The organism is Bifidobacterium cuniculi, assembly GCF_000741575.1.
Taxonomy (GTDB): domain Bacteria; phylum Actinomycetota; class Actinomycetes; order Actinomycetales; family Bifidobacteriaceae; genus Bifidobacterium; species Bifidobacterium cuniculi.
This window is the reverse complement of record NZ_JGYV01000025.1, coordinates 37,947-50,252: the sequence shown is the minus strand read 5'-3', so window position 1 is coordinate 50,252 and position 12,306 is coordinate 37,947. Positions and strand designations below refer to the sequence as shown.

Below are 12,306 nucleotides of genomic sequence, written 5' to 3'. Positions count from 1 at the left end.
AAGAACTGAAAAGTTCTTCGACCCGGTGCCCGCTTTAAGTTGGGATTCGCCCTCGTCCGGGTGCCCGCTTTAATCTCGGAAAGCATCCGGACCCGGTGCCCGCTTTAATTTCGGAACCCTGAGAACAGTCACGGAAAAACGAGAGGTTTCTATGCGTCGCCATCCTGCGCCTGACACTCCGGGCACAGGCCGAAGACCTCCAGGGTGTGCGACTGCAGGGTGAAGCCATGCTCGGCGGTCACGGACCGCAGCCAGCTCTCGCTCGGCGGGTCGATGGCGACCGTCCTGCCGCAGGACGTACAGATCAGGTGGTGATGGTGCCCGTCGGCGCCGCAGTAGCGGTACAGCTGTTCGCCGCCCATGCGCACGGTGTCCACCTGCCCGGAGTCGGCAAGCGCATTGAGCTGCCGGTAGACCGTGGCCAGCGCGATCCGCTCCCCCCGCTCTTCGAGCTGCTGGTGCAGCTGCTGCGCGGAGATGAAGGCGGAGCGTTCGCGCAATGCTTCCCGGATAGTGTCTTTCTGGTGCGTGTTGCGGGCCATATCGCCTCTGTCTTGTGCCGTCGGACGGATGTCAGCGCGTCATTCTACGCGCACGTCGTCCCAGCAGCCGCTCGCCTCGAGGTCGGCCATGGCCTGTTCGGGGTCGTCGGTGAGCACGGTGATGTGCCCCATCTTGCGGTTGTGCTTGACCTCGGCCTTGCCGTAGTCGTGGACGTGCCATTCAGGGTGGTCGGGCAGTGCGGCGCGCGTCGGCGCGACGTGCTGGCCGAGTACATTGGCCATGACCGCCGGGGACAGCAGGGTCGGCTCCTGCAGCGGCCAGCCGGCGATGCCGCGCACGTGCAGGTCGAACTGGTCGAAGTCGCACGCTTCGATGGTGTAGTGGCCGGAGTTGTGCGGGCGCGGCGCAAGCTCGTTGACGATGACCTGGCCGTCGCGGGTGACGAACAGTTCGATGGCGAGCGTGCCGGCCAGCGTGAAGCCGTCCGCCAGCGCGAGCGCGAGGTCGCGGGCGCGCGCGGCGATGGCGTCGTCGATCTGCGCGGGTGCGAGGGTCATGTGCAGGATGTTGTTGCGGTGGATGTTGCGCACCACCGGGAAGGTCACGTAGTCGCCGCCGTTGCCGGACACGAGGATGGACGCCTCGTAGTCGAAGTCGACGAAGCCTTCGAGGATCGCCGGCGGGAAGGCGTCGTCGGGCCATACGTCCTGCAGGTCGGCAGGCTCGCGCAGCACGATCTGGCCGTGGCCGTCGTAGCCGCCCTCGCAGGTCTTGAGCACGGCCGGGTAGCCGATGCGTCCCAAGGCGTCCTCCAGTTCGGCATGGTTGTTAACGGCCTCCCAGGGGGCGGTGGCGACGCCGTGGTCGTTGATGAAGGTCTTCTCGGCGACGCGGTTCTGGGTCACGCGCAGCAGGTCGGTGCCCTGCGGGATGGCCGCCAGGTCGCGTACCGCGTCGAGTGCGTCGGCGTCCACGTTCTCGAATTCGTAGGTGAGCACGTCGCTGCGGCTGGCCAGTTCGCGGATCGCCTCATGGTCGTCGTAGTCGGCGACGACCTGGAAGTCGGCGACCTGTGCGGTCGGGCAGTCCTCGGTGGGGTCGAGCACGCCCACCCTGAAGCCCATGTATTTCGCGCTCAACGCCATCATGCGGCCCAGCTGGCCGCCGCCGACGATGCCGATGGTCGCGCCGGGTGCGAGCACGCCGTGTTCCTCAGACCAGCTGGGCATTGGACTCCTCCACCTTGTCCTTGAGTTCGTCACGATAGGCCTGCAGGGCGTCCGCCAGGGCGGCGTCCGTCATGGACAGCATGCTCACGGCGAGCAGTCCGGCGTTGGTGGCGCCGGACTTGCCGATCGCGGTGGTCGCCACGGGGATGCCGCCGGGCATCTGCACGATGGACAGCAGCGAGTCGAGGCCGGACAGGGCGCGCGACTGCACGGGCACGCCGATGACGGGCAGCGTGGTCTGCGCGGCGACCATGCCCGGCAGGTGGGCGGCGCCGCCGGCACCGGCGATGATCACCTTGATGCCGCGGTCGCGCGCACCGTGCGCGAACTCGGCCATGAGTTCGGGCGTGCGGTGTGCGGAGACGACCTGCTTCAGGTAGGGCACGCCGAACCGGTCGAGCATGTCGCATGCGTGTCTCATCGTCTCCCAGTCGCTGGCCGATCCCATGATGACGGCGACTTGCGGGTCCTGTGCTGCCATTGTCTTCCCTCGTTTCGGTCGGCAGATTGGATACCCGCACCACTGTACGCCATCAGGCGGCCGGCAGCCCCGGCGGGGTGCCGGCCGTGAGACGTCAGGCGGGGAAGTCGATGGCCACCTTGCCCAGGAAGTCGCCGGCCATGACCTGCGCGAAGGCGTCGCGGGCACGTTCGGCCGGGTGGGTCGCGTGGATGGCGGGGACGAGGCCGGCGTGTTCCACGAAGCGCAGCAGACGGGCGAAGTCGGCGCGCGTACCCATCGTGTTGCCCTGGATGCGGATGTCCTGGAAGAAGATGCGCGTCAGTTCGGCGCCCGGCTGGTCGCCGCTCGTGGCGCCGCAGGTCACCACGGTGCCGCCGGGACGCACGCTGCGGATCGAGTGGCCCCAGGTGTCGGCGCCGACCGAGTCGATCACCGCGTCGACCTTGTGCGGCAGGCGGCCGCCCGGTTCGAGGACGGCATCGGCGCCGAGTGCAGCGGCGTAGTCGCGTTTCGCTTCCGTGCGCCCCGTGGCGAAGACCTCGAGGCCGGCGGCGTGCGCCAGCTGGATGGCGGCGCTGGCCACGCCGCCCGAGGCACCCTGCACCAGGACGCTGTCGCCGGGCTGGACGCGCGCGCCGGTGACCGGGGAGAACAGCATGCTGTAGGCCGTCAGCCAGCTCGTGCCCAGGGCCGCGGCCTGCGCGGGCGTGCAGTGCACGGGCTTGGCGAAGAGGTTCGCGGCGGGCACGCGCACGACCTGCGACATCGTGCCCGGGTGGCGTTCGGACAGGATGCTGCGTCGGACGCCTGGCACGACGCCGGCGGTGTCGGCGTCGATGACGGTGTAGGCGACGACCTCGTCGCCGTCGTGCAGGTCGGGGCGCCCGGCGGGCGCATGTTCCAGCACGCCGCACAGGTCGGTGCCCAGGATCATGGGCGTCTGCCCGGCCCGCAGTCCCACCCCCGCCAGGGACCACAGGTCGTGGTGGTTGACGGTGACGGCGCGCGTGCGGACGGGCACCCAGCCGGCGGGGGCCTCCGGCTCGTCGAGTTCGCCCACCGCGAGCGCGGCCAGCGGGTCCCCGGGATTGACGTCAGCGGCGTATACGGCCAGCATGGCTGCTCCTTTCGCGTTGCCGACCAAACGATCGGCGCGAATATGTTCCGGCCTACTATAATATGTCCCTGTGCGGTCGTCAGGCCGCTGACGATGCCCACGGCGCGAAGGACTGATACGGCAATGACTGACCTGCTGTCGAACTTGCTCACCCCAGACGACGTGAAGGCACTGGACACCGGCCAGCTGGAGGAGCTGTGCGGCGAGATCCGAACGGCGCTGGTGCGCTACGGCAAGGAGTACGGCGGCCATGTCGGTTCCAACCTGGGGCTGGTGGAGGCGTGCGTCGCCCTGCACGTCGTGTTCTCCTCGCCGCTCGACAAGATCGTCTTCGACGTGTCCCACCAAAGCTATGTGCACAAGATGCTCACCGGGCGTGCGCGCGCCTTCACGCAGGCGGAGCTGTTCGGCACGGCGACCGGCTTCACCAACCCGGCGGAAAGCGAGCACGACCATTTCGTGCTCGGGCACACGGGCACCGCCATCTCCCTGGCGTGCGGACTGGCCAAGATGCGTGACATGGTGCGCGCGACCGGAGGCGAGCCGACCACGGACAACGTCATCGCGGTAATCGGCGACGGCGCGCTCTCCTCGGGCGAGGCCTTCGAGGGGCTCAACAACCTGGCCGAGCAGGGCGGCAACCTGATCGTGATCCTCAACGACAACGAGATGTCCATCACCGGCAACCATGGCGGCATGTACGGGACGCTGGCGCGGATGCGCGCCAGCGGCGGCGACTGCCCGGACAACCTGTTCCGCGCCTTCGGACTGGACTACCGCTACGTGGAGGACGGCAACGACGTGCACGCCATGGTGCGGGCGCTGGCGGCGCTCAAGGGCACCGACCGTCCGGTGGTCCTGCACATCCACACCACCAAGGGGCTGGGCCTGGACGACGAGGACGCCGCACACGGCATCCGTGCGGGCCATTGCGAAGCCAATCACTGGCAGGATCCCCTCAGCGAGGAGGGCAGGCCCCTGGGCGCGCGCAAACATTACGGTCGGCTGGCCATGGATTCGCTGGCAGCACGGTTTGCCCAGGAGCCTGGCCTGGTGGTCATCTCCCCTGCTACGCCGGGGTCGAACGGCATCACGCCGGAGTTCCGGGCGGCCGCGGGGGCGCATTACGTGGACACGGGCATCACCGAGGAGCATGCCGTGGCCTTCGCGTCCGGCCTGGCGCGGGCCGGCGGCCGGCCGGTGGTGGCGACCTCGGCGACCTTCTTCCAGCGCACCATCGACCAAGTGCAGCAGGAAGTGTGCCTCAACGACACGCCCGTGACGCTGTTGAGCTTCGGCGGCGGCATGTCCGACGCGGACAACACGCATTCGGGCGTCTTCGACCTCGCGCTGTTCTCCAACATTCCCGGGCTGCTGTGCCTGGCGCCCACCTCACGGCGCATGTTCCTGGACATGCTGGCCTGGGCCACCGGGCCGGACAACACGCATCCCGTGTTCCTGAGGGTGCCGGGCGCCGCGATCCTGGCCGGCGAACGCGACGGATCGCTGGATCCCGACGTGACCGTGTCGCCGCAGGCCACGGACGCCGATGCGCCCTGGCTGGGATACCGGATGGCGCACGAAGGCAAGGACGTAGCCGTGCTCGGACTGGGCGACGCCTTCCCGATGGCGCTTGGCCTGGCGCGGGAACTGGACGCCACCCTGCTCGACCCCCTGCAGTGTTCGGCCCTGGACGAGGCTACCTTGCGCGCCTTGGCCGGGCGCCACCATGTGGTGGTGACCCTGGAGGACGGCCAGCTGGAGGGCGGTTGGGGCGAGAAAGTCACTGCCTTCTATGCCAACGCAGGCCTGAATATGAGGGTGCTCAATTTCGGCGCCGCCAAGGAGTTCACCGACCGCGTGCCGCTGGCGGAACTGCACGAACGCTACGGGATGACCCGGGGCCTGATGCTTGCCCGGGTGCGTGGTGCACTCGCCCGATGACACATTTTTGGCGGCAGGGAAATCGTGTAGGTCTCTGGCCCGCACAACTTCAAATTGTGCGGGCCAGAGACCTACACGATTTTCCGGCCGCCAAAAATGTGTCAACGGCCGCAATGAAAAGTGCCCCCGGCCGGACTCGAACCGGCAACCACTGGATTAGAAGGCCATTGCTCTATCCTTTGAGCTACGGAGGCAAGCTTCTTTACTCTAGCGGGGTTGGGGGACCGACATCACCCAATCCAACGGGATGCGCTCCTGCTCCACACGGGGCACCCCAAGTTCCTGGCGGCACAGGGCCCCATAGAGGGCATATTCGTCGTCGGTCAGGTCCAGCCCTTCCTTGGGTTCCGACGCCTTGATGGGCGTCCCCCGCTCACCCAGCGCCGTCCCGTAGGCCCGGAAGCGTTCATAGGTGGCCAGGTCCATGCCCACGGCGCGTGCCGCCAGACCCGCCGCCCTCAATGAGGCGAGAATCTCGAAGCCCGCCGCGTCCAGGTCACCCCAGTAGGCCACGTCGAGTCCGGCCAGCCACGGCAGGAGACGCACCGCAGCGCCCACCGCGAAGCCGGCGCCGAACACGCAGACCGTCCCCGCCATGGCCGGCATGGCCAGGTAGGTGTCCTTGTTCTCCACGACGATGGCGCGCGCCACCGGCAGCTCGGGCGCCTCCTGCACCTCGGTGGCCAAGCGCTCCGCCCAGCCGGCGGCGGCCGGGTCGAGATAGCGGTAGCGCACTTCTTCCGGGCGTTCGCGCAACGGCAACCCGTCCACCTCGAGCAGTGCACACAGGGCACGACGGTGCAACGAACGCACGCCGCCCAGCCATTTGCCGCTGAAACCCTCCAAGGGCACTTCGCGCGCGGTCATCGACGCCACCGCCCCCAGGTGGCCGTGGAACCAGACAGCCGCCGCCATCAGGAGGTCGAAGTCGAGGTCGTCCGCATCCTCCGTCCAGCGCACCACCCGCATCACGCACTCCTCCCCCACCGGCCATCCCAATGCGCGGATACGGGCCGCCCGCGCCAGCACCCTGCACCGGCGCCCGCGCATGGCGCGCCCCACCACCCGCTGGGCGACGTCCTCGTCGGGGATGGTGACGTGCGAGACCAGTTCGAGCGGCGTGCCGCCCATGCGGCGCACCGTCAGGCGCGTGGCCACGCCGTGTGCATCCGCCCATGCAAGGATCTCCCGGTTGGTGCGTGCCGCGCCCGCCGGGTCGTCCTCGAGCGCACGTGCCGACGGCAGCTGCACGGTGAGCGTCAGCGGCCACGGGTCGGCCACGTCGAACAGGTGACGCCCCAGATGCGCCTCGACCAGGGAGGCCAGTTCCCGCGGCGAACGCATCAGTCGCCGTCCGCGGTCTCGAACACGGCCTCGTGCAGCGTGGTCAGGCCGCTGGCCTGGTCCTTGCGCGCGACGACGACCTTGCTGGCCGCTCCCATCATTTCCGCGGTCTTCGATTCCGGTGCGGACACGATGACCTGGAAGCCCAGGCCGGGCAGCACGCTCAGGGCGCGCCTGGTGTACTGGCCGTCGGCCTTGATGAGGGCTTCGTCGAGGAAGACGGTGGCATAGGACGGTTCGGTGGCGTTGTCGTCCGCCAGCAAATACATGAGCGCCGCGCCATAGGCGAAGGAAGTCAGTTCCTGCAGGTAGCCGCCGGAGCCGCCGCCGGTGGAGTTGATGCGTTCGGTGGCGCCGTCGGGGCGGAGCACCTCGCCGAAGAAGCGCGAACGGCGGCGCGGGTCGAGGTTCTCGTTGCCGCGGCCGTTGGGCGCATATTCGTCGAAGCTGCCCTTGATGGCGTCGATGAGGGGCGCGGCCTGCGCGAAGAGCTCACGGCAGCGGTCCACGTCGCCGCCGCCTTGGTGGCGGAAGGTGTTGAGGTCGTCGATGACGCGCTGCAGCGTGGCCATGAACTTCGGATCGGCGGCACGCACCTGCACGACGATGCGCAGCTGGCCGTGGCTGGCGCCGAAGGGGTAGCGTTCGAGCAGGCCGTTGATCTTGGCGACCTGTGTCTTGATGTGCGCCCGGTCCTCCTTGAGGGCGCGCCGCAGCTGCATGAGGTCCTGGCGCACCTTGTCCAGCGAGTTGAAGTATTCGCGGTCCGCCTCGCGCTGGCTGATGGTGTTGGGCTGCAGCTCGGCCAGTTCGCGTTCGAAGAACCGTTCGTTGTCGACGTCGGCGGCCACGCGCGTCTCCTGCGGCAGATAGCGCTCCAGATAGCGTTGCATGGTCGCTTCGCAGGTCTTGCGCAGCAGCTGGCGGGCGCGTTCGCGTTCCTCGCGCGTCGCCCGCGTGGCCTGGGCGAGCCGTTCGCGCAGGCTGCGCACGACCGGGCTGGCGGCGCGTCCGTCGGCCGGCGCGTGGGCGCTGCCGGCGGCGCCGCCGTCGACGGCGAGGATCTTGCCGACGCGTTCCTCCACGCTGGAGTCGGTGCCGAAGAAGGAACCGTAGGCTTCGGCGAGGACCTGGCTGCTGGCCTTGTTGAGCGCGGGGTCGCCGTGGCCGGATGCCTCGGCCAGCCAGCCTTCGGCGGCGTGCAGGGCGCGCTGGGCGTCGGCGCGTTCGTTGCGGGCCTTGGCGAGCCGACGGCCCAGGGTGGCCAGCTTGCCCGCACAGTCCTCGCAGCGCTGTTCGAGGGCGGCGAGCTCGGGGTTGTCGCGGATGGCGGCGATGCGCTCCTCGAGGTGCGCGGCCCGCGCGTCCCTGCTGGCCACGTCCACCGCGTCCCAACTGTCGTCGGTGACGGCGGCGGCGAGGACACGCCACGCCTCGAGCAGGTCATGCTGCCGGTCGAGGTCGGCCAGCCGTCCCTCCAGCTCCTCCAGCTGCGCACGCACCTGTCCGATGCGCGCCTCGAGCTGGCGCAGGTACTCCTCGGTGACGAAGCCGATGACCGGTTCGAGCCCCCTGGTGCCGTGGCTGCCGCGGATGCCTGCCTTGAGCTGGCCGTCGGGCTGCACCTGGCGGGTCGTGTCCCGGTCGTCGATGGCCTGCACGCAGCGCGCGTCGACGTCGTCGGCGGCGATGCGCTCGCGCACCCAGCCGGCAAACGGCGACTCCTTCACCCGCAGCTTGCCGGACAGCCAGCCGTCGCGCTCCCGCACGTCCGGCTGCACGGACGTGTCCACGAACTGCCAGTTGCGGCGCGCCATGAGCTGGTGCGGGATGGTGCTGACCTTGCGTGCGAAGCCGTCCTCGTGGCGCCGGTCGACGAGAATGACCTGCGCAATGCGCGCGTAGGCGACGTCCATGGCGACGCGCCAGTCCTCGTCGTCGATGTCCATGAGCTCGGCGACGTAGGGCAGCTCGTCCTCCCCCAGTCCGGTGGCCTGCATGACCAGTTCGCGCGCCTGCTTCATGGTGGTGCTGATGCGCGTGCCGTGCGCCTTGCGGTACGCGTAGTCGTCCTCGAGTTCCTTGAGTTCCTCCCTGAGCCTGCTGCGCGACTCCATGAGGCTGAACCGCTCATGGTCAAGCTGGTCGCGCCGTTCGCGCTCGTCCTCCAGGTACGCCGCGCACCGGTCGGCAAACTCCTGCCAGCCTGGCGCGTCGGCAGGGAACTCTTCCCCCACCTTGGCGAAGCGCGCCAGGAGACGTTCACGCCGCTGGTTGACCAGGGAGCGTTCCCGCTGGACGTCCCTGAGCTGCTCCTGCAGGCGTTCGAGGTCGCCGCCGCCGGCCCCGCGCAGCTGTTCGCGCGCCTCGTCGTAGGCGGCCTGCAGGTCCGTCTGCTCCGTCTCCAGCTGCGCGACCTTGGCGGCGGCAGCGTCCATGGCCTGCGCGTAGGACGGCACCATGCGCTCCAGATCCTCGTCGATCCGCCGGTCGAGCCACGCGTCGCGCGCCTTGACGGCCGGCGCCCCGTTCATGGGGTCGATGGCGCCCAACGCGCGCACGTCGCCGTCGGCCTCCTCGAACCGCTGGTATTCGTCGGCCATCGTCTCGAGCATGGCGACCCGCTCGCGGTTGCGTTCGATGCTCGTGAAGTTCTCCCGGTACTGCCCGTAGTCATCCACAGCGTGGCGTCCCAGCTGCAAGGCGCGCGGCTCCTGCAGGACGCCCTTGCGGAAGATGTCGTCGAGCTGGCTGGGCGCGTCCGACGCCTGCATGCGGTGCAGCAGGCGGCACGCGGACTCGGTCAGCCCGAACCGCCGCCACACGTCCTCGTGGAACTGGCGGGCGTGCCGGTAGACACGGGCGTCCGGATAGACGCGCTTGAGCACGGCGGCCGTCAACGGCTCGTCGCGCACGCCGTCCATGAGGCGCGGGTCGAGGCCGCCGGGCGCCACCGCGTACAGCTTGACCATGTCCTGCGGGCTGCCGTCGGCGGGGATGGCCATGAACTTGGCGATGGACAGGGTGCCGTCGTTGGCGTCGTCATGGTAGGTGTCGACGATGGCGCCCCACACGGCGTACGGGTTGCCGTCGCCGTCCGTGCCGCGCAGGTAGACGGGTTCGTCGTGGCCGCGGTCGTTGCGCACGCCGCGCAGGCCACGTACGTAGGTGTAGTCGCTGCGGTCGGACCTGCCCGCGTTGGAGGCCTTGTTGAAGGCGGCTCCCGTCGGGTAGAGCAGGGACACCTGCGCGTCGACGAGCGTCGACTTGCCTGACTCGCTCTGGCCGGTGAGCAGGGTGACGCGCTCGCCGTCGCCGGGCGCCGGCCTGAAGACGTGGTAGCCGTCGTAGGACCCCCAGTTGACGAGCTGGCGTTCGGCCAGCTGCCAGTGGGCCGGCGACAGTTCGATCTGGGCGAAGAGTTCCTCGTTTACCACAGTGTCTCGTCCTTCTCCTCGGTGACTTCGCCATCGTCGTCGGCCTCGTCCGCGTCGGCCGGCGGTGCCTCCCCGTCGTCGTCGGGCGCGTCGAGCGCACCGAGCCACAGGTCGATGTGCGCCGGGTCGAGCACCATCGGCACGAGGCTGGTGACCAGGTAGAGCCCGTCGCCGCGGTCCTCGAGGAACCCGTTGGTGCGCATGGTGCCGATGAGCCGGTCGACCTGCTCGTGCACGGCCTGCTCGCTGTTGCGGCCTGCCAGGAAGCCGGACCCGGTGGACAGCACCTGCACGATCTCCTCGCGGGAGACCTCCCAGCCTTCGGACGGCACGTCCACGTTCTCGTATTCGAGCACCTTGCGGCGCAACGCGGCCAGGAGGGATGCCTCACGTGCGTTGAGGGATGCGCGGTTCTTCAGGGAGCGCACGGCATAGCCGTCGGCCCTGACGGGGACGGCGACCATCACGCGGTAGTGTTCGTCGATGAGCAGGTCGAGCAGGTCGTTGTTCAGGGAGCGCCGCACGTCGGCGAGGTGGTCCATGGCCTGGTCGAACAGGGCACCGTCGATGGCGCGGTTGCGTTTGAGCTGGATGGCGGCTTCGCGTGCCTGGATGGGCATGTCGCCGCTGTCGCCTTCGAAGAGGGCGTGGATGCCGGTCAGGTCGGCGATGCCGCTGCCGTCGACCACGGCCGGCCGTTCGTCGTCGCCGGCCAGCGCGTCGTGCGCGAGTGCTTCGTTGGTGTCGTCCGTCATGTCTCCTCCAGGAAGTCGTCGAGATGTGCCTCGCTCACCAGCAGGGGGCGGGTGCGCCAGAGCCGTTCGGTGCCGTCGGCACCCACGCAGCGCCAGGTGGACCAGTCGTCGGCTTCGGCGTCGGGCGCCAGGTAGCTCAGGAAGCCGACGAGTTCGCTTTCGCGGCGTTCCTCGGCATCCAGCGCGTTGAAGCTGGCGGCGACGTCCACCAGCTCGCCGGCGTGGACGGGGGTGGCGGCCACGAGGCTGACCATGTGGGCGATGCGCGGGCCGCCGATGGCCACGATACGGCCCAGGTCGAGCGCGGACGTGCCGTCATCCGCCTCGCGCAGGGCCGGCGGCCGTGCACTGCGCGTCGTCTCGCGCACCCGCATGGGCAGCGTGGGCAGCGTCACGTCGCCCATGGCGCAGTCGAAGCGCTCCTTGCCGCGTGCACGCCGGCCGAGGCCGGCGAAGAGGCGCGACAGCTGCCGTGACATCGTGCGGAAGCGCATGTCGGTCTGCTGGCGTACGAGCAGCTTGACGCTGTCGTCGGTGACGCGCTGCTGGTCGCGCACGGCGTCGATGCCGCCGTAGATGTCCTCAAGTTCGTGGGAGACGACGGCCATGAGCTCGTCGGCTTCGCCGTGCAGCCACTCGCTGTGTGCGATGTCGTCGAGGGCGTCGTCGAGCTGCTCGCGGCTTTCCGGCGCGTACATCACCTGGAAGGCGTCGTTGAAGCGTCGTCCCTCGTCGCTGTCGCGGTAGGTGCGTTCGTAGTCGTTGTGGTAGAAGTCGAGCATGTCGTTGCCGCTCATGGTGCCCGAGTCCATGCGCCGGCGCAGCGCGTCGCCGTTGTCGCGTTCGGCGATCACCAGTTCGCGCAGGTCGACGGGCACGCCGCGCAGCGTGTTGTAGACGACGTTGATGATGTCGCCGACCTGTTCGGCGGTGGGCTGCCGTTCGATGCCGTGCGCCTTGAGTTCGTCGATCTGCCGGCGGCGCTCCGCGATTTCCTGTTCGAGCAGCTCGATGCGTTCTTCGACGTCGACGGTGAGCTGCTTGCGGGCGTGTTCGATCTCCATGATGATCGAGTTGACCTGAGCGCCGGACAGGGAGACGGTGCGTGTCTGCAGGCTGGCGAGCGCTTCGATGGCGCGGTGGGCACGCTGGGTCAGGCGGCACATGAGCCGGTGCTGGCGGCGGTCGAAGGAGTCGGCGACCCAGGCGTAGTCGCCTTCGTCCTGTGCCTTGAGTTCCTTGAGGATGCGCCGGGCCGCCATGGCGTCGTCCTCGCCGTCGCGCAGCCGGTAGTCGCCGGATGCCACGAGCTCACCGACGGCGTCGGTCATGTCCGCCAGCAGCCGCTCCTGGGGCACTTCCGCGGTCAGCGGGGTGAAGCAGGCGCGCAGCATGGCCACGTAGATGTCGGAGTACTTGTGCAGCAGCATGCGCAGTACGCCGGTGTCATAGACCGGCCGCAGCTGCGCGAGCTCCTCTCTTACGTCCGCCATGTCTCGCCTTCGTCGTCGTG

General features: G+C 69.1%; 9 protein-coding genes and 1 tRNA gene. 1 reads left to right on the top strand and 9 read right to left on the bottom strand.

Features of this window, described 5'->3' with window-relative positions:
- Positions 1 to 149 precede the first annotated feature (149 nt).
- From BCUN_RS09810 to BCUN_RS09795, 4 genes are all read right to left on the bottom strand, one after another.
- Positions 150 to 542: a Fur family transcriptional regulator gene (locus tag BCUN_RS09810; protein WP_033516333.1), complete on the bottom strand. Its 393-nt coding sequence runs from the start codon at positions 540 to 542 to the stop codon at positions 150 to 152.
- Between the two features lie 39 nt (positions 543 to 581).
- On the bottom strand, positions 582 to 1,733 hold the full coding sequence (gene purK, locus BCUN_RS09805) for a 5-(carboxyamino)imidazole ribonucleotide synthase (protein ID WP_033516332.1): 1,152 nt from the start codon (positions 1,731 to 1,733) through the stop codon (positions 582 to 584).
- Positions 1,717 to 2,214: a 5-(carboxyamino)imidazole ribonucleotide mutase gene (purE, locus tag BCUN_RS09800; protein WP_033516331.1), complete on the bottom strand. Its 498-nt coding sequence runs from the start codon at positions 2,212 to 2,214 to the stop codon at positions 1,717 to 1,719. Before purE ends, purK begins: the two co-directional genes overlap by 17 nt.
- A gap of 94 nt (positions 2,215 to 2,308) precedes the next feature.
- A complete protein-coding gene (locus BCUN_RS09795) occupies positions 2,309 to 3,313 on the bottom strand; it encodes a zinc-binding dehydrogenase (protein ID WP_033516330.1) in 1,005 nt (334 codons plus the stop codon).
- Positions 3,314 to 3,436: 123 nt separating this feature from the next.
- Between BCUN_RS09795 and BCUN_RS09790 the strand changes: the two genes are divergently transcribed.
- Positions 3,437 to 5,257 (top strand): 1-deoxy-D-xylulose-5-phosphate synthase, encoded by a 1,821-nt coding sequence (locus tag BCUN_RS09790; RefSeq protein ID WP_033516329.1) that lies wholly within the window; start codon positions 3,437 to 3,439, stop codon positions 5,255 to 5,257.
- Between the two features lie 121 nt (positions 5,258 to 5,378).
- Here the strand turns inward: BCUN_RS09790 and BCUN_RS09785 are convergent.
- The 5 genes from BCUN_RS09785 to BCUN_RS09765 form a co-directional block, all read right to left on the bottom strand.
- A tRNA-Arg gene (locus BCUN_RS09785) sits at positions 5,379 to 5,451 on the bottom strand.
- Between the two features lie 13 nt (positions 5,452 to 5,464).
- Positions 5,465 to 6,601 (bottom strand): DUF3322 and DUF2220 domain-containing protein, encoded by a 1,137-nt coding sequence (locus BCUN_RS09780; RefSeq protein ID WP_051921023.1) that lies wholly within the window; start codon positions 6,599 to 6,601, stop codon positions 5,465 to 5,467.
- The gene (locus BCUN_RS09775; protein WP_033516328.1) at positions 6,601 to 10,038 is read right to left on the bottom strand and encodes an ATP-binding protein; all 3,438 of its coding nucleotides are present in this window, start codon (positions 10,036 to 10,038) and stop codon (positions 6,601 to 6,603) included. Before BCUN_RS09775 ends, BCUN_RS09780 begins: the two co-directional genes overlap by 1 nt.
- Positions 10,032 to 10,793 (bottom strand): DUF4194 domain-containing protein, encoded by a 762-nt coding sequence (locus BCUN_RS09770; RefSeq protein ID WP_033516327.1) that lies wholly within the window; start codon positions 10,791 to 10,793, stop codon positions 10,032 to 10,034. The genes BCUN_RS09775 and BCUN_RS09770 overlap by 7 nt, the downstream gene beginning before the upstream one ends.
- Complete coding sequence (locus tag BCUN_RS09765; RefSeq protein WP_034258652.1) at positions 10,790 to 12,286, bottom strand: DUF3375 family protein; 1,497 nt, start codon at positions 12,284 to 12,286, stop codon at positions 10,790 to 10,792. The genes BCUN_RS09770 and BCUN_RS09765 overlap by 4 nt, the downstream gene beginning before the upstream one ends.
- Positions 12,287 to 12,306: the final 20 nt, after the last annotated feature.

Coding starts and splice junctions, on each gene's coding strand:
- BCUN_RS09810 (WP_033516333.1), bottom strand. CDS start 542: ATGGCCCGCAACACGCACCAGAAAGACACTATCCGGGAAGCATTGCGC.
- purK (WP_033516332.1), bottom strand. CDS start 1,733: ATGCCCAGCTGGTCTGAGGAACACGGCGTGCTCGCACCCGGCGCGACC.
- purE (WP_033516331.1), bottom strand. CDS start 2,214: ATGGCAGCACAGGACCCGCAAGTCGCCGTCATCATGGGATCGGCCAGC.
- BCUN_RS09795 (WP_033516330.1), bottom strand. CDS start 3,313: ATGCTGGCCGTATACGCCGCTGACGTCAATCCCGGGGACCCGCTGGCC.
- BCUN_RS09790 (WP_033516329.1), top strand. CDS start 3,437: ATGACTGACCTGCTGTCGAACTTGCTCACCCCAGACGACGTGAAGGCA.
- BCUN_RS09780 (WP_051921023.1), bottom strand. CDS start 6,601: ATGCGTTCGCCGCGGGAACTGGCCTCCCTGGTCGAGGCGCATCTGGGG.
- BCUN_RS09770 (WP_033516327.1), bottom strand. CDS start 10,793: ATGACGGACGACACCAACGAAGCACTCGCGCACGACGCGCTGGCCGGC.
- BCUN_RS09765 (WP_034258652.1), bottom strand. CDS start 12,286: ATGGCGGACGTAAGAGAGGAGCTCGCGCAGCTGCGGCCGGTCTATGAC.